Source organism: Pseudarthrobacter sp. As-47 (genome assembly GCF_058215595.1).
Genome location: NZ_CM177088.1, coordinates 478,785 through 496,614, shown reverse-complemented (window position 1 = coordinate 496,614; position 17,830 = coordinate 478,785). Strand labels below are relative to the sequence as shown.

General features: G+C 66.7%; 16 protein-coding genes, 1 tRNA gene and 1 pseudogene. 4 read left to right on the top strand and 14 right to left on the bottom strand.

What is annotated here, in order from left to right:
• Positions 1–49 precede the first annotated feature (49 nt).
• The 4 genes from AC4BCK_RS02330 to arfA all read right to left on the bottom strand — a co-directional run bounded on the left by AC4BCK_RS02330 (position 50) and on the right by arfA (position 3,968).
• A complete protein-coding gene (locus AC4BCK_RS02330) occupies positions 50–601 on the bottom strand; it encodes a cysteine hydrolase family protein (protein WP_188728983.1) in 552 nt (183 codons plus the stop codon).
• Positions 602–661: 60 nt separating this feature from the next.
• On the bottom strand, positions 662–1,666 hold the full coding sequence (locus tag AC4BCK_RS02325) for a LacI family DNA-binding transcriptional regulator (protein WP_174178373.1): 1,005 nt from the start codon (positions 1,664–1,666) through the stop codon (positions 662–664).
• Positions 1,667–1,783: 117 nt separating this feature from the next.
• On the bottom strand, positions 1,784–2,359 hold the full coding sequence (locus tag AC4BCK_RS02320) for an HhH-GPD-type base excision DNA repair protein (protein WP_188729230.1): 576 nt from the start codon (positions 2,357–2,359) through the stop codon (positions 1,784–1,786).
• A gap of 61 nt (positions 2,360–2,420) precedes the next feature.
• The gene (gene arfA, locus AC4BCK_RS02315) at positions 2,421–3,968 is read right to left on the bottom strand and encodes an arabinosylfuranosidase ArfA (RefSeq protein ID WP_377084787.1); all 1,548 of its coding nucleotides are present in this window, start codon (positions 3,966–3,968) and stop codon (positions 2,421–2,423) included.
• A 285-nt stretch (positions 3,969–4,253) separates the two neighbouring features.
• Between arfA and AC4BCK_RS02310 the strand changes: the two genes are divergently transcribed.
• The gene (locus AC4BCK_RS02310; RefSeq protein WP_174178369.1) at positions 4,254–5,207 is read left to right on the top strand and encodes an ANTAR domain-containing protein; all 954 of its coding nucleotides are present in this window, start codon (positions 4,254–4,256) and stop codon (positions 5,205–5,207) included.
• A 40-nt stretch (positions 5,208–5,247) separates the two neighbouring features.
• Here AC4BCK_RS02310 and araA read toward each other — a convergent pair whose 3' ends face one another.
• The 9 genes from araA to AC4BCK_RS02265 form a co-directional block, all read right to left on the bottom strand.
• Positions 5,248–6,768, bottom strand: coding sequence for an L-arabinose isomerase (gene araA / locus AC4BCK_RS02305; RefSeq protein WP_490566534.1), 1,521 nt, complete (start codon positions 6,766–6,768; stop codon positions 5,248–5,250).
• A 30-nt stretch (positions 6,769–6,798) separates the two neighbouring features.
• Complete coding sequence (locus AC4BCK_RS02300; RefSeq protein ID WP_490566533.1) at positions 6,799–7,500, bottom strand: L-ribulose-5-phosphate 4-epimerase; 702 nt, start codon at positions 7,498–7,500, stop codon at positions 6,799–6,801.
• Positions 7,497–9,254, bottom strand: a complete 1,758-nt coding sequence (araB, locus tag AC4BCK_RS02295; RefSeq protein WP_490566532.1) for a ribulokinase — start codon at positions 9,252–9,254, stop codon at positions 7,497–7,499. The genes AC4BCK_RS02300 and araB overlap by 4 nt, the downstream gene beginning before the upstream one ends.
• 282 nt (positions 9,255–9,536) lie before the next feature.
• Positions 9,537–10,406 carry an anti-sigma factor gene (locus AC4BCK_RS02290; protein WP_251420908.1) on the bottom strand — a complete coding sequence of 290 codons (870 nt, stop codon included), beginning with the start codon at positions 10,404–10,406 and terminating at the stop codon, positions 9,537–9,539.
• Positions 10,393–10,971 carry an RNA polymerase sigma factor gene (locus AC4BCK_RS02285; protein WP_374724838.1) on the bottom strand — a complete coding sequence of 193 codons (579 nt, stop codon included), beginning with the start codon at positions 10,969–10,971 and terminating at the stop codon, positions 10,393–10,395. Before AC4BCK_RS02285 ends, AC4BCK_RS02290 begins: the two co-directional genes overlap by 14 nt.
• A 50-nt stretch (positions 10,972–11,021) precedes the next feature.
• On the bottom strand, positions 11,022–11,774 hold the full coding sequence (locus AC4BCK_RS02280) for a class F sortase (RefSeq protein ID WP_400576710.1): 753 nt from the start codon (positions 11,772–11,774) through the stop codon (positions 11,022–11,024).
• A gap of 99 nt (positions 11,775–11,873) precedes the next feature.
• Positions 11,874–12,707, bottom strand: coding sequence for a DUF4397 domain-containing protein (locus AC4BCK_RS02275; protein ID WP_400576713.1), 834 nt, complete (start codon positions 12,705–12,707; stop codon positions 11,874–11,876).
• Positions 12,708–12,862: 155 nt separating this feature from the next.
• Positions 12,863–13,888, bottom strand: coding sequence for a LacI family DNA-binding transcriptional regulator (locus AC4BCK_RS02270; protein ID WP_400576715.1), 1,026 nt, complete (start codon positions 13,886–13,888; stop codon positions 12,863–12,865).
• Positions 13,889–14,031: 143 nt separating this feature from the next.
• Positions 14,032–14,104, bottom strand: a tRNA-Lys gene (locus AC4BCK_RS02265).
• Between the two features lie 191 nt (positions 14,105–14,295).
• Here AC4BCK_RS02265 and AC4BCK_RS02260 point away from each other — a divergent pair.
• From AC4BCK_RS02260 to AC4BCK_RS02250, 3 genes are all read left to right on the top strand, one after another.
• The gene (locus AC4BCK_RS02260; protein ID WP_400576718.1) at positions 14,296–14,955 is read left to right on the top strand and encodes a hypothetical protein; all 660 of its coding nucleotides are present in this window, start codon (positions 14,296–14,298) and stop codon (positions 14,953–14,955) included.
• A gap of 336 nt (positions 14,956–15,291) precedes the next feature.
• The gene (locus tag AC4BCK_RS02255; RefSeq protein ID WP_364409371.1) at positions 15,292–15,909 is read left to right on the top strand and encodes a DUF47 domain-containing protein; all 618 of its coding nucleotides are present in this window, start codon (positions 15,292–15,294) and stop codon (positions 15,907–15,909) included.
• 1 nt (position 15,910) lies between these two features.
• The gene (locus tag AC4BCK_RS02250; RefSeq protein WP_364409368.1) at positions 15,911–16,924 is read left to right on the top strand and encodes an inorganic phosphate transporter; all 1,014 of its coding nucleotides are present in this window, start codon (positions 15,911–15,913) and stop codon (positions 16,922–16,924) included.
• A gap of 228 nt (positions 16,925–17,152) precedes the next feature.
• On the opposite strand, the pseudogene AC4BCK_RS02245 reads toward AC4BCK_RS02250, so the two are convergent.
• Positions 17,153–17,749: pseudogene (locus AC4BCK_RS02245) on the bottom strand (IS110 family transposase); the annotation flags it as partial.
• Positions 17,750–17,830: the final 81 nt, after the last annotated feature.

Below are 17,830 nucleotides of genomic sequence, written 5' to 3'. Positions count from 1 at the left end.
CGGCTCTCCAATCACCGGGCGCCGGTCCGGGCGGTTCAACGCGGCAGTGTCAGCGGCTGAGCCGGGCCAGGATCTCGTCACTGGACTGGACGGGCTGGCGGTAGCTCGTGGAGAGGATGCGCAGCATGTCCGCGGCGTCCTGGCTGTCCTCGGAGGCCATTGCATCCTTGGCGTACGTGACGCGGATGTTGTGCGCGAACGCATCCGCGCCGGTCTGGGCGATGCAGTTGTGCGTAGATACGCCGGCGAGCACGATCTCCTCAGCGCCCCAGTTGCGCAACCTGGCCAGCAGGTTGGTTCCCACAAAAGCACTGTCCCGCGTTTTGGTCAGCTGCGGCAGGCCGTCGGTGCCCAGTCCAGGCACGGCCTGGGCCTGCTGGCTGCCGCGGAAAATAAAGCCTTGGTCATCGTCCAGCATGTTCAGGGACCAGGTGGATTTGTCCCGTTCGTGTTCCGTCCCCACCAGCAGGACCTTGTGCCCGCTCGCTTCGAACCCCTCCATCAGCCGGTTGCAGGACGCCACCAACTGCTCCTGCCTGGCCGCAAGTTCGGGCGCCTCGAAAAATGCGTTCTGCATGTCAATGACAAGAAGGGCAATCATATGGCCGCCTTTTCCTCGTTGTTCTGCCGGAAAAGTACCCCAGGGCCGGGCGGGCGAAACCTAGGGTGCGGACTCGCGGACCTTCAGCTGGAACCCGGCTTCGATGTGCGCTGCCTGCTCCGCCGCCTCGCGCCCCTCGATCCGGTCGATCAGCAGGCCGATGGAGCGCTCCGCGATTTCTTCCATGCCCGGGGAGACTGTGGTCAGCGAAGGCGATGCGAACCGGGCCTCGTCGATGTCGTCGAACCCCGCCACCGCCACATCCTGGGGCACCCGGACCCCGCGGATCAGCAGCTCGTGCATGGCACCCAGCGCCAGGACGTCGTTAAGGCCGAACACGGCGTCGAACTCCACACTCCTGTCCATCAGCCCGGCTACGGCGGCGGCGCCGTTGTCCCGGCGCCACTCGCAGGGGGCGACCAGTTCCGGGTTGAAAGGGACACCTGCTTCCTCGAGGGCCTTGCGGTAACCGTTGAGCCGCAGGCCGGCACTGCCCACGGACTCCTCCGGATGCGCCCCGATCACGGCAATCCGGCGGCGGCCTCCCGCCAACAGGTGGGCGGTCAGGGCGGCGGCGGCCTCGCCGTTTTTCATGGTGACCAGGTCTAATCGGGGGTCCAGGATGTGTTCACCCAGCAGGACCAGGGGCTTCCTGCCCAGGCGGTCGGCGATGGCGTCCGCGTCAATGACCAGCGGGGTGAAGAGGAGGCCGTCGGTGAGCTGCCGGAACGGGCCCTGCAAGGCGTTCAATTCCACCCCGCCAACCGCGTCCGACTGTTCCACCAGGACGCGATAGCCACGGCGGGAGGCAGCCTTCATCAGCCTGGAGGCAAGCTCGGCGTAGTACGGCGCTGAGAGGTCGGACAGCACCAGGCCCAGCATCCTGGTTTTCCCCGAGCGAAGGCTCCTGGCGGTCAGGTTGGCCTCGTAGCCCAGTTCCGCGATGGCATCCTGGACCCGTTTTTTGGTGGCAGGGCGGATGAACTCGTAGTCATTGAGCACGTTGGAGACAGTCTTAAGCGACACCCCCGCCGCCCTCGCAACGTCATTCATGGTGACCGCCATCGTGGCTCCTTTATGTGGTTCCGCCAGTTCCTGCCATACATCGTTGCAGACGTTGGCGGCCTTGCCGCAACCGCCGGTCACGCACGGCCGCGGCGGAACTGACCCAGGAAGCGCGGGTCAGGCCTTCGCCGCTTTCGCGGCCGCCTTGGCTGCCTGCTTGCTGGCCCGCACCTTGGCGAGGGATTCCGGGTCCACGATGTCGGCCACGGAGAGATAGGAGCCCTCCTCGCCGTAATGGCCGGCGGCTTCACGCCACCCCGGCGCCTGCAGTCCGCACTGCTTGCCGAGCAGGGCCAGGAAGATTTTGGCTTTCTGCTCGCCGAAGCCGGGCAGGGCCTTCAGCCGGCGCAGCACCTCGGCACCGTCCGGGTTGCCCCTGGTCCAGATGGCGGTGGCATCGCCGTCCCACTCGTTCTGCACGGTTTCCGCGAGCGCCTGAACCCTGGCCGCCATCGAGCCGGGGAAGCGGTGGACGGCCGGCCGTTCCTTGAACATCTCCACAAAGGCGTCCGGGTCCTGGGAGGCGATGGCTCCGGGCTCCACGGATCCGATCCTGGCCCTGATTTTCTCCGGACCGGCGAAGGCCGATTCCATGGTCACCTGCTGGTCCAGCAGCATGCCTGTCAGCAGCGCGAAGGCGTCCTCGCTCAACAACTTGTCTGCGGCGGGATCACCCGTGATGTGGAGTTCCATGCCGCCATCCTCCCAGAGGAGGGCCGCCGTCGTCATGCCCTCCCCTCCCCGCGGACAGGGGCTACTGGTTGACGGCCAGCCGGATCATGGACCAGGACACGGCCGGCAGGTCCGCGGTGAGCCTGCCGCCGCCGGCCTTTACCGTGACGTTTTCCGCGGGCAGGACGGACGTGGAGTCATCGGCGGTTGCCTGCCAGTACGGATCCTTGTTGGCGTACGTGACGGCCTCGAGGACCCGCACGTTGCCCAGGCCGGACACCACGGCGTCGAGGCTGAGCGCATCCGTGGCAGAGCGGTTGACGGCGAAGACCACGGCTTCGCCCGTTTCAGCGTCGTACGTTGCGACGGCGGACACGGCGGCGAAGCCTGCAGTCTTGCCGCCGCTGGCCAGCGGGGATTCGACGGCGAGCTGAAGCACCGTCCCGGAAGCGTGGCGGGACGTGAGCGCGAACGGGTGGAAGGTGGTCTGCTTCCAGGCGCGGCCGCCGGGCTCGGTCATGATGGGCGCGATGACGTTCACCAGCTGGGCGAGGCTGGCTGAGTGGACGCGGTCCGTGTTCTTGAGCAGGGTGATCAGCAGGTCACCGACGACGACGGCGTCCGCTACGGTGTAGGTGTCCTCGAGCAGGACCGGGGCAACCGGCCAGTCCTTCCCCGTGGGTGCGCGGGACTCGTCGCGGCTCATGTGCCACACGTTCCACTCATCAAAGGAGATGTTGACCTGCCGGGTGGACTTCTTCACCGACTTCACGTGGTCAATGTGGCTCACGATGTCATGGATGAAGGCTTCCATCCGGTACCCCGCGGAAAGGTGCTCCTGCAGGTCGCCAAAGTCCTCGAAGTACTGGTGGGCCGAGATCAGGTCCACAAGGTCGTAGGTTTCCGAAAGGACAACACGTTCCCACTCACCGAAGGTGTCCATGGTGGGGCCTGAGCTGCCGCACGCCACGAGTTCCAGGCCGGGTTCGATCATCCTCATGCCGCGGGCGGTGTCGGCTGCCAGCCGCCCGTATTCGAGGGCGTTCTTGTGGCCGATCTGCCACGGGCCGTCCATTTCGTTGCCCAGGCACCACATCTTGATGCCGTACCCGTTCTCCGCACCGTTGGCCCTGCGCTGGTCCGAAAGGGCCGTGCCGCCGTCGATGTTGCAGTACTCCAGCAGGTCAAGCGCTTCCTGCGTGCCTCGGGTGCCAAGGTTCACGGCCATCATGGGTTCGACGCCGGCCTTGGCTGACCACTTGGCGAATTCGTCCACACCCACCAGGTTGGGGTCTGTGGAGTGCCAGGCGAGGTCCAGCCGGGCCGGACGTTTGTCGGCGGGGCCAACACCGTCCTCCCAGCGGTAGCCGGAGACGAAATTACCTCCGGGATAGCGGACTGTGGACACTCCGAGTTCGCGGGTCAGTTCCAGCACGTCGGTGCGGAAGCCGTCCTCATCCGCCTTGGGGTGCTCCGGCTCGAAGATTCCGGTGTACACGCAGCGGCCAAGGTGCTCCACGAAGGCACCGAAAGTGCGGCGCCGGACCGGCCCCACGGTAAAGGCGGGGTCAATGGTGATCCTGGCGGTGGCTGGTTCTGCAGCGGTCACGAAAACATCCTCGTTTCTCATTTTTACAACGTTATAGAAACATTCTTGGGGCTGCCGCGGCAGGAGTCAAGCATCCGGACGCAAACTCGCGGTGGAGGCAGGCCCTGGAACCGCGCGGCGCTGTCCGCACCCCACCTGCGGCAACAGGGGCAGAGGGATGCCGGCCGGAAATCCAAGTAGTACCTAATCTGAAAGTCGGGTACTCCTTACGCATTCACCGGGATGAATCGCCGAACTAAGTTCTTCTCAGAGACAAGACGTCGTCTGACTCGTAGTACTTGTCTCACGAGGGGGTGTGAGACTGCAATGCACGCACAAAACATAAGTTCGGCTTTCCCGGCCCGCAGGGCACGGGTACTAAACGGGGCCGGCGACGAGGAGGCCTTTGAGACCAAGGCCTCTCCCCCAGCCGTCGCCGGCCCTCTACGTGTGCGGAAGGGCGCGGACCATGGTCCGCCCACGCCCGGACCGGCAGCACCCGCTTTGGGGGGCGAGGCCGGGCATCCGGACAGCGGAATCCAGGACGGCCTCCTCCTCGACCTGGTGAGCGGGACGCACAGCCTGCGCGAATCCCTTGATGTCCTTGCCGCCGCAGCCGTCCGGACCATTGTCCGGGCCACAGGCCTGCAGATCGAATGCGGCGTGGTGGTGCACCAGCCGAAGAGGAGCTCCGCTGTCACCGGTACCTCGGAGGACGTTGTGGGGCTCCTGGAGTGGGAGCAGCAGGCCGAGGAGGGCCCCCTGCACGAGGTGCTGGCCGGCCATCATCCGGTAGCCGTGCTCCAGCGCAACGGGGATTTCCGCTGGCCGCGGTATTCCACGCAGCTCCAGCTGTCAGGCTTCGGCAGCGCCATGGGAATCAGGCTTCGGGTCGCTGCTGATTCCGACGGCGACGGGTCCGGCCCGGCTGACACGCCTGCCGCCCTTGCATTTTTCGCCCAGGATGCCAAGGCCTTCCCGCTGCAGGTCATCGCGGAGGCCCGCGGCTTCGCCGGGCTCGCGGCAAAGAGCCTGGAAGTGGCCGTCAACCTGCATTCAGCCAGGACCACCGCCACGGACCTGCGCTCAGCCCTGGACAGCCGGACCTCCATCAACGTCGCCTGCGGAGTGATCATGGCCCAGAACAGGTGCTCCTACCACGAGGCGTTTTCCATCCTCGCCAAGGCCTCAAGTCACCGCAACATCAAGGTGCGCAGGGTGGCCGAGGACATCCTCGACAAGCTGCCCGAAGGGCCGCCCCGCGCACACTTCGGACGCTGAGCCCGCACGTCGGCCAACACCCCATCCCTGGAGTTTTTGCCTAGATCCCGCCCGCCAGCTTGTAGTAGGCGGCGTTCCAGTTCAGGTCCTTCTTGAACTGCCGGATGGTGGTGCCCTCGTCGATGGTCAGCAGTTCGGTTTTGGCGATTTCCGCGAAGTCCTCGAACACGTCCATGCCCACCTGCGTGGACAGGACGGTGTGGTGCGCGGCCCCCGCGGTGAGCCAGGCGGCGGCGGAGGTGGCGAAGTCGGGCTTGGGCTCCCAGAGCGCGCGGGCGACGGGAAGGTTGGGCAGCGGCTGCTCCAGGGGGACCACGTCGACGGCGTTCGCCACCAGGCGGAAGCGGTCCCGCATGTCCGAAAGGGCCACGACGACGCCCGCGGAGGCATCGGCGTCGAACACCAGGCGTACGGGGTCCTCCTTGCCGCCGATGCCGAGCGGGTGGATCTCCAGCCGGGGCTTCGCGGCCGTCAGCGTGGGGCAGACCTCCAGCATGTGCGCGCCGAGGATCTTCTCGGCGCCCGGTTCCAGGTGGTAGGTGTAGTCCTCCATCAGGGATGCGCCGCCGGGGAGTCCGGCACCCATCACCTTCGCGGCGCGGACCAGGATGGCGGTCTTCCAGTCGCCCTCCGCGCCAAAGCCGTAACCCGCCGCCATCAGGCGCTGGACAGCCAGGCCGGGGAGTTGGCGGAGCGCGCCCAGGTCCTCGAAGGAGGTGGTGAACGCGGCGGAGCCGTTGGCTTCCAGGAAGCTGCGCAGCCCCAGTTCGATCCGGGCGCCGTAGCGGAGGGACCCGTGCCTGGCGGCGCCTGCGCGGAGCTCCGGAACCACGTCGTAAAGCTCCTGGTACTCGGCAACAAGCGTGTCGACGTCGGACTCCGCCGCGCCGTGCACGGCGTCGGCGAGCTCGTTGACGGACCAGGTATTAACCGCGACGCCGAAGCGCAGCTCCGCCTCGGTCTTGTCGCCTTCGGTGACGGCGACGTTGCGCATGTTGTCCCCGAAGCGGGTCAGCTTCAGGGTCCGGATGGCGGCCCAGCCCGCGGCGGCGCGCTGCCAGGAACCCACCTGGCGGGCCACATCAGGGTTGGAGACGTGCCCCACCACGGTCTTGCGGGCGATGCCCAGGCGGGACTGGATGTAGCCGAACTCGCGGTCGCCGTGGGCGGCCTGGTTCAGGTTCATGAAGTCGAAGTCGATGTCCGCCCAGGGCAGCTCCACGTTCGCCTGCGTGTGCAGGTGCAGCAGTGGCTTGCGGAGCAGGTCCAGCCCGGAGATCCACATTTTGGCCGGGGAGAAGGTGTGCATCCAGGCGGTGACGCCGATGACGGAATCGTCCGAGTTGGCCTCCAGCGCGGTGCGGCGGATGGTGTCCGAATCGGTCAGGACCGGCTTCCAGACGATCCTGACCGGGACGTCCGTTGAAGCGTTGAGCTGGTTGGCGATCTCCTGGGACTGGGCGGCCACCTGCTTGAGGACGTCCTCGCCGTAAAGGTGCTGGCTGCCGGTGAGGAACCAGACCTCGTAGCCGTCAAGGGAAGTGTTTGCTCCGGTGCTCATGGGTTTTCTCCTGGAAAAGTTTGTGACGGCCTACTGGCCGTAGACGTTCTGGTAGCGGGCGTAGAGCGAGTCGATGTGCGCCTGGTCGATGGGGACGGGCTCGCCGAGCTGCCTTGAGATATGGACGGTCCGGGCCACTTCCTCGCACATCACGGCTGCCTTTACCGCGGACTTTGCGTCCTTGCCGATGGTGAACGGCCCGTGGTTCTGCATCAGCACGGCCGGCGAATTGGAGTTCTTGAGCGTCTCCACGATGCCGTCGCCTATCGAGTCGTCACCGATCAGCGCGAACGGACCCACGGGGATGCTGCCGCCGAATTCGTCACTCATCATGGTGAGAACGCACGGGATGGCTTCGCCGCGGGCGGCCCAGGCGGTGGCGTAGGTGGAGTGCGTGTGCACCACGCCGTTCACCTCCGGCATGTGCCGGTAGACGTAGGCATGGGCGGCGGTGTCCGACGACGGCGACAGCTCCGGGTTGCCCCACGCGCCGTCGCTGTTTCCCGCTACCGGGACACCATAAAGGTCGGTGACCACCATCTGTTCCGGAGTCAGGTCCTGGTAGGAGACGCCGGAGGGCTTGATGACCATAAGGTCCTGGCCGGGAACCCTGGCCGAGACGTTGCCGGCGGTCCACACCACCAGTTCGTAGCGTGTCAGCTCCGCGTGCAGGGCGCACACTTCCTCCCGGACGCGGGCGATGGTTTCCACGGTTCCTGGCCCGGGGCTCACGCGGAGACCTCCGCCGTGGCGCGGACCGTGGACCCTGCCGTGGTGCCGGGAAGAACTGCTCCGGCAGCCCTGCGCTGGATGGCCTTGAGCCGGTGCATGACATCGTTGCTGCCGCGGCCGAAGTAGTCGTGAAGCGTCTTGTATTCCTGGAAGAGTTCCCCGTAGGCGGCCACGTTTTCCGGGATGGGAGTGTACACCTCGCCGGGTTCGGAACCCATGGCGGCAGCGGCCTCCCGGATGTCCGCGTACTTTCCGGCGGCGACGGCAGCGTGGATGGCCGAGCCGAGGGCCGGGCCCTGGGCAGAGCCGATGGTGGACAGCTGCAGGCCCGTGGCGTCCGCGTAGATCTGCATCAGGAGCGGGTTCTTGAGCAGGCCGCCGGCCACGATGAATTCCTTGACCGGGACGCCAGCCTCGCGGAAAGCGTCCACGATCGTGCGGGTGCCGAACGCGGTGGCCTCGAGCAGTGCCCGGTAGGTGTCCTCGGGCTTGGTGGCGAGGGTCTGGCCCACCACGATCCCGGACAGCTCATGGTCCACCAGCACGGAACGGTTGCCCGAGTGCCAGTCCAGGGCGATGAGCCCGTGCTGGCCGATAGCCTGGCGGGATGCCAGTTCGGTGAGGTATTCATGGATGCCCAGGCCGGCTTCCCCGGCGGCGCGGTGGTATTCGGGGGGCACGCCGTACTTGGTGAACCAGCCGAAGATGTCGCCGACGCCGGACTGCCCGGCTTCATACCCCCAGAGCCCGTCCACGATCCCGCCGTCCACCACCCCGCACATGCCCGGCACTTCGCGCAGCTCGGCGCCGTTCATGACGTGGCAGGTGGAGGTCCCCATGATGGCCACCAGCTGCCCGGGATCCACCGCCTTCGCCGCCGGCGCCGTGACATGGGCGTCAACGTTTCCCACGGCTACGGCGATGCCTTCCGGCAGTCCGGTCCAGGCGGCCGCCTCGGCAGTGAGATACCCGGCAGCGTCACCCAGCCGGCCGATGGTGTGCTCGAGCTTGGTGCTGACGAAGTCCTGGAACTGCGGGTTCAGTGCGGCCAGGAAGTCCAGGGAGGGGTAGCGGCCGTCCTGGTAGATGCCTTTGTACCCGGCCGTGCAGGCGTTGCGGACGTACCGGCCGCACAGCTGCCAGACAATCCAGTCGGCAGCCTCAACCCAGTGGTCCATCTCGGCGTAGGTTTCGGGGTCTTCCTCAAGCAGCTGCAGGCCCTTGGCAAACTCCCATTCGGAGGAGATGAGCCCTCCGTACCGCGGCAGCCAGTCTTCGCCGCGTTCGGCTGCCAGCCGGTTGATCCGGTCGGCCTGCGGTTGCGCCGCGTGGTGGCGCCAGAGCTTGACGTACGCGTGGGGGCGGTTCCGGAAGCGGTCCAGCTCGCTCAGAGGGGTGCCGTCGGACGTGACAGGCACCATGGTGCAGGCGGTGAAGTCCGTGGCAATTCCGACGACGGCGGCCGGGTCGATGCCGGCCTCCGCCAGGGCGGCGGGAACCGCGTGGCGCAGGACGTCGCGGTAGTCGTTCGGCACCTGCAGGGCCCACTCCCCGGGCAGGCGGACGGCTTGACCGTCGGCGCCCCTGCCTGCCACATCTTCCGGCAGGACATCAGTCACCACGGCGTGCGGGTAGTCGTACACACCGCTGCCGAGCTCCTTGCCGTCGCGGACCCGCACCACCACGGCACGGCCTGACAGCGTTCCATAATCCACACCGATGACAGACGAATCCGGAGCGTCCACTGCGTCCATAAGAAACTTCCTCCATAGCTTGCCGCCACTTCGCGGCCTGCGCTCAATTGTGAGCGCTAACAAGAGGGAAGTCAACAGCTCCGTACGCCCCCGCGGAGCCTTGCTGATGATGGCCGCCATGATTCGGGCAGGTTCCCCGGAGGCTGAACGGGCGAAACCGACTGAGGCGCCGCCCACTCATTGCATCCGATGCTGCACTTTCACGTTGCGGCGGCACTGGCAGCCGCAGGCGTGACCACGCAGTGGCCCAAGGTGGTTGCCACGGTGCGGCGGAGAAGCAGGTCAGGTGGCGAGCGTGCCCCTGGCAATGCTGACGCTTGAGTGGGCGGGGTTGCCGTCGACGGGCTCGTCGGAGACGTCGACAATCGGATACTCCGAGATTTCCAGCCCGGCCGGCAACTGGAAGGTTCCGGATTCGGAGTTCATGACCCCCAGGCTCACCAGGCGCGAGAGGTCGGGCGCGATCAGCCAGACCTCCTGGTAGCCCTGGGCCTCATCCTTGCTGAGCCGGACTTCCAGCGCCCGGGACCCGTCCGCGGACTCCACCACCCGCGCCGAACCGGCGGCGGAAAACTGGGCCAGCGGTGCCAGGTCCGCTTCCGCCAGCGGCCGGGGCGCCTGGTTCAGGGACCAGACGGCGCCGGCGGTCACCAGGACCGCCGCCGCAGCGGCAGCCATCCATGGCCCCGGACGCTGCCACCACGCCGCGGACCGGCGCTTGGCAGGACGGGACGCTGCCCTGTCCTGGAGCGACACCGGCTCGGCGAGGCTTTCACGTTCCGCGGCGGGTTCCGCCTGCCGGACACCGTGGCCGGAGGCCGGGGCATCATCCGCGTCTTCCGCTGCAGCTGCTTCCTCCTGCGCCCATCCGGGCCGCGAAGTGGCGTAATGTTCCCTGACGCCGGCCAAGGGGTCCCCGTGCACGGACTCCGAGAGACCAAGCTCCCGGTGGATCCCTTCCCAGACCTGCGGGCCGGGCACCTCAAGGCGGCCGGTTCCGGGCGGTGTTTTGACGGCCTCGACAGTGCGGCGCAGTGCCGCGAAGTCCGCTGCGCATTCGGGGCAAACCTGCAGGTGGTCCCTGGTGCTGCGGTCCTCCCAGTCCTGGTACAGTGCAAGGAGGCTCAACTCTTCCGGATCAGGATGCGGCATGGTTTACCTCCAATCTGTTTCTCAGGTGGGACAGGCTGCGGCGGATATGGCTTTTGACCGTACCAAGGGGCAGGCCGAGTTTTCTTGAAATCTGTTCGTGCGTCAGGTCATCGTAGAAGGCAAGCTTCATGATGGAACCCTGGGGCTCGCCGAGACGGTCCAGCTCCCCGTCCAGGAGGAGCCTGTCAGCCAGGAGCTCGGCGTCCTCATGGCCGGTACCGGCTTCGTCGGCCAAACCGGCGCCGGCCACTGCCACGGCTTTCCTGGCTTCCCGTGCCGAGGCCGACAGGGTGTCCGAGATGACGTTCCGGGTGATCCCGACAATCCACGCCGGCAGCCGGGCCACCTGGGGATTGAACGTGCTCCGGGAGCGCCACACCCGGATGAACACCTCCTGCGTCACGTCGTCGGCCGCGGAACGGTCCGGCAGGGAACGCAGCGCCAGGGTGTGGACCAGCGGGGCAAACTCCCGGTAAGCGGCCGCCAGGGCATGTTCATCGCCTGCCAGGAAGGACGGCGTCAGGCCGTCTTCCCACCCCGGCGGAGCCTGGTCGGGAGATACCAAACGGGGCTCCTTCGCGGCGTCGGTGGCGACAATCATGGCAGGATCACCGCTCACTCCAGGACCGCGGTGACAATCACATTGTCGCTGTAGTCCATACGTTCGTCCAGCCACTCGCCGCCGCACGTGATGACTTTAAGTTCATGCTGCCCGGACCGCCGGAACACGGAGCTTCCGTCGAATCTGTCCTTGGCCATCAACTCGACACTCACCACCCGGTACTTCAGTGCAGGCGCACCCTCGCGGCCCACCTCCACCACGGTTCCGGCCGCCACGGACTTCAACGCGGAAAACGGCGCATTGTCAGACTTCGTATCGATGTGTCCGGCAATGACGGCGGTACCCGCGGCGGCTCCCGGAGCCGGGCCGAAGCGGTACCAGCCGGCACGGTCGAACGCGTCCGGTATTTCCATTGCCCCACTGTCCGAAACTCCGACCGGCACCACCGGCATATTAATCGGAGTACCGGCAACGGTGAGCGAAACCGGGACGGGAGCCGCCACTGCCGCTTCAGGAGCGGCAGGCCGCACCGGAATATCCGGGACGGCCGCCGGGCTGGTTGGAGCCGCGGTGATGGCCGGCACGGGACTTACAGGCTGGGCGGGGACAGACTGGGCCGGGACAGCCTGCCCGGCCGCCTGGGCGGCAGACGGGACGGAAGATGCTGCCGGAACCGACGGGGCGGCCGCGCAGGAGGAAAGCAGCAGGGCCCCCGCGAGGAGAACCCCACCCCCGGAAACAACGGAGGAACGACGGCGGGACTCCCCTGCCGTCGTCGGGCCTTTCTTCATGTGTCCGGCTTTCATCTGTCGGGCCTTTCGTGCGTGATCCTGGGCGCTCACCTGCAAGCCCCCGGCGGGAAATGCGGTGGCCGCCCGGTTAGTACCGGGCGGCCACCAGTGGTTCTACTCTGCGCGACGTGCTGCGACGGTGCGGGCTACGCCCACGCCGCCGAGGAGCAGTGCCAGGGCTGCAGCACCGATTCCGAGCGTGAGTGCGGCGGGATCCGAGGCGGCGCCGACTGTGGAGCCGTCAAGGGCGCCCGGGACAGAGCCCGGAGCGGAGTGCAGGCCCTCGATGGTCTGGACGGCCAGCTGCAGGTTGTTGTCCGCCAGGCTGCCCCAGGCGTACACCACGGTGTGCGTCCCTTCCGCGATGGTGACGTCAGCCGGGCCGATGACCGGGGCAGTGGTGCCGGTGGCAGCGACCGCTGCCGACACGGTGCCGGGGTCAAGCGTGAGGGTCTGCTCGTTGGGGTTGGCCAGGTTGGAGACGACTGCGGCGCCGCCGGCCAGGACGTCCACGGCGGGAGCGGCAGCCGTGTGCCGGACCGTCAGCTTGCCCTTGCCTGCCTCAATCTGGGAGACGTCGTTGGTGAAGAGGTTGGCGGTGGGGTTGCCCGCTGCGTCGAGGTTGGCGACGGCGGTGTAGTTGCCGTTGGCCGCCAGGGTGACGCTGACGGGGCCGATGACGGCAGCAGAGGCGTCGGCGGCGTCCGAGGCGGTGATGGCGAGTTCGTAGGCTCCAGCCGGCAGTGCCAGCGGCCCGGCCAGCGTTCCGGGGGCAAAATCGTCGAGGGTCCGGTCACCGTTGACCCAGACATCCACGGTCAGGCCCGGGACGCCGTGGAGGACGGACAGCTGGGCGTCCCCCTCCGCAGCCTGGGCCGGGCCGGCGAGAGCGATGGCTGCTGCGATTGCCGCTGCACCGGCGCCTGCTGTGAAAATCCTGTTGCGCATGTCTATCTCCATTGATCGGCCCGCCGTTCGGGCATTTTTTGCTTACACCTCTACTACCGGCGCAGCATCGGAGTTGGATGCACTTGCATTGAAAATTCTTAAGAATATTTTTTGGGCGGCCGGCGGCCGGGGCGCAGATGCGGTCAGTCAGCAGGTCAGGAGGGATCCGCTGCAGGCCGGGCGGTGCTTGCCCGGAGGACCAGTTCCGGCGTGACCACAGTGGAGCTTACGCCGGCACCGGCTTCGATCTCCTTGAGCATGATGTCCATGCAGCGCCGGCCCAGTTCCTCGAAGTCCTGCCGGACCGTTGTGAGCGGCGGGGTGAAGTACCCCGATTCCGGCTGGTCATCAAACCCGACCACGGAGACGTCGTCGGGCACATTAACCCCCGCTTCGGCAAACGCCCGCAGCACGCCAAGGGCCATTTGGTCGTTTCCCACGAAGAGCGCCGTAGCACTGCGATCGGCCGCGAGTTTCCGGCCGGCAGCATATCCACTGCCGGCACTCCAGTCGCCCTGCAGCAGGAGGTCATCGGCAAGTCCGGCGCGTTTGAGTGCCTCCCGCCAGCCTTCGGCGCGCTCGGAACCATCCGTCCAGTCGGATGGTCCTGCCAGGTGGCCGATCCGGCGGTGGCCCTGCCCGATCAAGTGCTCGACGGCGAGTTCCGCACCGCGGCGCTGGTCCACCATGGCCCCGCTGACATTCCCGTTGCCAAGGGAGCCCACAGCCACCACAGGCACGGACAGCTGCATCTCGTCCAGGGCAACCAGGGTGTCCGCATGGGGCACCAGCACCGCAATCCCGTCCACGGCCTGATCCATGAAGTGGCTGATGGCATCGAGGATGGCACTCCGGCTGACCTCGCGCAGGGCGGCGATGCTCACGAAATAGCCGGCGTTCCGGGCAGCCTGCTCCACCCCCAGGAGGGTATTGGCGGGGCCGTACTGCGACAGCTCGCTGGCCAGGACCCCAATGGTCTGCGAGCGCCGGGTCACCAGGCTCCGAGCAGCGGTGTTGCGCCGGTACCCCAGCTCGGCGATGGCGGCCTCCACCTTCACGCGGGTCGCTTCGCTCACGTTGGGGTGGTTGTTAGCCACCCGGGAGACGGTCTGATGGGAGACCCCGGCCCTGTCCGCGACGTCTTCAAGGCGCGGCATCCGCCCCTTGCTGCTTTTTGCCATGTGATCATTCTGCCTGCTGCGGCCCTGCGGCCCGGACGGCCTGCCGGTTGTCCGGACCACCGGAGATCCAGGGCGAAAAAGAAAAACGTCCCCGGCACCCTGCTGCCAGGATGCCGGGGACGTACCACTCTTCGTTCAAAGAGTGGGCCCTGTGGGGCTCGAACCCACGACCCACGGATTAAAAGTCCGATGCTCTACCAACTGAGCTAAAGGCCCCAGCCGGGATGGTTCAGCACCAAAAGCACTGGCCAACCGCGGCCCATCCATTTCTGGACGTTAATACTCTAACCCATGGTTCCGGCGCCTTTGCACGAAGCTGAAGATCCGCCGCCGGCCGCGGAATGCTGCGCGGGGGCAAGGGGACCGGATGCTCGATTTCCACCTCGGCACAGGAGTAGCGTGGGGGCATGAGTGAGCAAGCAGGATCCAGCCCATACGGCGGCGCGAACCGGCACCACAAGCCCAAACCGTTCGCTCCGATCGACTTCGAGCCCTTTGCAGGCGGCGCGGATCCCGCGCGCGTCTCCGAAGCTGCCCACCTCGCTGCGCAGGCACTGGTCCGCCACGGGCGTGACAGCGACGATCCCGTGGTCACCGAGCGGCTGGTGAAGCTCGCTGATGAACAGGGCCTTGATGCGATTGCGGAGATGTGGGCGGAGAGTCCCGCACGCTCACTTCCCGGCGCACTATGGCGCTTGTATGCCCTTCGCGCGGCCACAGTCCAGGACCCGGAGCGCATCTCCGTGTACTTCCGGGCCGGCAAGGACACCGCCCAGGTGTCCAATGTGGTGGCAGGGGCAGCCGAACCGCCGGGTGCGGACGAAATGCGCACCATGGCCGATGCCATCCTTTCCGGCGCGTTCGACGGCGAGTTCGACGTCGCGCTGGAACGTTCCGCGGCCTTTTGCCGGGTGGTGGCGCTCGGGCAGGCAACCATCGCCGACGGTGCCGAGCACGGCAACGAAGCGCACGCCAGCAAACTGACGCGGAACTCCCACCAGTTGGTTAAGACTGCGGAGGACCTGGAACATGCCGCGAACGCGTGGCGGCTGGGCGAGCTCGACTGAATCAGTACTAGTGCCCCGCACCGGCCCGCCTGTCAAGATTGACTTGCGCCAGCCAAAGTAGAAAACTGAAATCGGTGCCGAGCCGCGAAACCCCCGGGCTTCAACAATTAGCCGCCTAGAGCGGCCTACCGCCGAGAGGCGTATCCGGTTCGGCACCACTTTTCTGCCATTTTCCTGGCTTTCTTAGGGCCCTTTCTGCGATTCATGGCACCGCTGCCGCCGTGATGTTTCGGGTGCCCAGTTACAGGCCGGTAGAGTTGGGGCAGTTGCGCGCCGGGGTCAAGTCGCACGGCAGCAGCCCCCCGCCCTGTACTTTCCCCGGAGACCGGTAGATACGTGAAGCTGCGCCTTTTTCCCCAGGAGCCCGCCGGGCTGACCCTCCTTTCGCAGCTGGCCCAGCAGATCGTGCTGGCCAGCGCCACATTGGCGGAGATCCTTGGCGTCCCTGCCGCGGAACACGCCAAACTCGTGGAGGACATGCACAACCACGAGGCAAAGTCCACCGAACTGCACTTCGCCCTCCTCACGCACATGCGCACCAGTTTCGTTAACCCGCTCCCCCGCGAAGACATGTACGCTCTCTCGCGGTACCTCAACGAGGCGATGGAAAAAATGGACGCGGCCGCCGAGCTGGTGGCCCTGTACAAGCTGGAACGGCTGCCCAAACGCGCGGCTGACCAGCTGGAAATCATCAGCCGCCAGGCCGAACTGACGGTGGATGCCATGCGCCGGCTCAACAACCTTGACGACCTTGAGGACTACTGGATCGAAATCCTCCGCCTTACCCAGCGGGCAGAACGAACACACCGGGTGTGGGTGGCGGACATGATCGCCGACATGAAGTGGGCCCAGTATTCCCGCAACCGGGACATCGCCAACCAACTGGTGGAAGTTACCAAGGACATGCGGCGGATCGCCACCCAGGTGGGCAGCATCATCGTCAAGGAATCCTGAGGTGACGCCGGTCATCTTTGGGCTCGTGGTCCTGCTGACCGCAGGGTTTACGTTCCTCAACGGCTTCCGTGACGCCTCCACCTCCGTGGCGCTTGCCGTCCGTACCCGGGCACTTACCCCCAGCGTGGCCGTGCTGCTGGCGGCCTTCTTCAACTTTGTCGGCGCCCTGCTAAGTGCGGGCCTGGCCGTCACGGTCAGCCAGACGTGGATCAGTCTTCCTCCGGGCACGGGGGGCCTCAGTATCCTGGTGGCCGGCCTCGCGAGCGCCTGTGCATGGGGAATTTTGTTGTGGTGGCGGGGCATACCCGCATCCTCCACGCATGCACTGGTGGGCGGGCTCGCCGGCGCCGGACTGGCCAGCCTCGCGATGGGAGGCACCGGCGTCGGAGGGGTGGACCAGTCCTTGCTCTTCCAGGTGGTGCTGCCGCTGGTGCTGTCACCGCTCGTTGCCTACAGCGGTGCGTTCATGTTGGTGTACCCGGCCACGTGGGCGGCCCGCTATGCGCAGCCCAACGTGGTCAACCACCGTTTCCGCCGCAGCCAGGCAGTTGCCGCAGGGGCTGTGGCTTTTGGGCACGGACTGCAGGACGGGCAGCGGGTCAGCGCCGTGTTGTTGCTGGCCCTGCTGGCGGCGGGATATTCCGACGGCGGCACCATTCCCCTGTGGGTGGTGTTGCTGTCTGCCGTCATGATGACAGTCGGGACACTGTTCGGCGGCTGGCGGATCTCGCACACCATCGGCTACAAGATCACCCGGATCGATCCTTTGCGGGGCTCAGTGGCGCAGATCTTCAGCGCCGTAATGCTTTTTGTGGGCGCCATCGGGCTGCATTGGCCGCTGTCCACCACCCACACCGTCACGTCCGCTGTCCTGGGAGCGGGCGAGAACCAGCATTTCTCCGTGACCAACCGGAAGCTGGTGATCCGGATTGTCGGGCTCTGGGCCCTTACCCCTGCAGCCACGGCCGCCCTGGCATTCGTGCTGGCGCTGGCGCTGACCCCGCTGGCCCGCTGATATGTAGGTTGGGTTGTCAAGAGGCATAGATGAGCGGCTCCTGGCCGTGTGGTTCCGGGGGGCCGCTTCCCATTTGTGGTGGAGCCGGTGGTTTCCTTCCAGGGCGCGGATACGGGTTGCCGGGGCGACGTGGTCGAGCTGGCGCAGCAGCCGTTCCCCGGGCCGGGCATAGGGGCGCCGGTGCTGCCAAGCGGCTTCGATGAGGAGTTTGCGGGCGTAGGTGTTCCCGGCCTTGGCGATGGGGCCCTGGTGGCGGGATGGGCCGGAGGAATTCTCGCTGGGGACCAGCCCGAGGTAGGAGCCGATGGACGAACCGGTGAAGCGGGTCCAGCCCCCGATCTCCACGGCCAGCCCGAACGCGGTCGTAATCTGGATGCCGCGCAGACACATCAACGCCTCGATCACCGGGGCGTAGCGGCATGTCGCGGCCGTGGCGGCGACCTGCTTATCGATCCTTTTGAGCTGCCCGGCGAGGAGTTCGGCCTGCTCGACATCGGCCTCGTAGGTGAACTGCAGCGCCGGTTCAGCAAAGTGCTGGCGGTGCAGCCACCGGCTGTGTTCCTGCGTCCATCTTGTCTCTTTGGGGTAGCGGATGCCGTGGCGCAGCAGGATGGCGTTCACGTGCTGGCGGGCGTGCGCGAGGTCCTTGGCCGTACCCGAGCGCAGCCGGGACAAGTCCCGGAGAGCTTCTTCGTCCGGGTCCGGGATCCGCACCTCGGTGACCGAGCCGACCGCGAGCATCTCGGCCAGCACTTGGGCATCGCGCGGGTCGGTTTTGACCCTGTTTCCGGGTGCGGGCAGCAGTTTCGAGGACGCCGCGACCACACAGTTGACGCCGGCAGCCCGCAGGCAACGGGCCAGGCCAAGGGAGCCGTCAACGGCAACCCACGGATGCTGTGACACCGA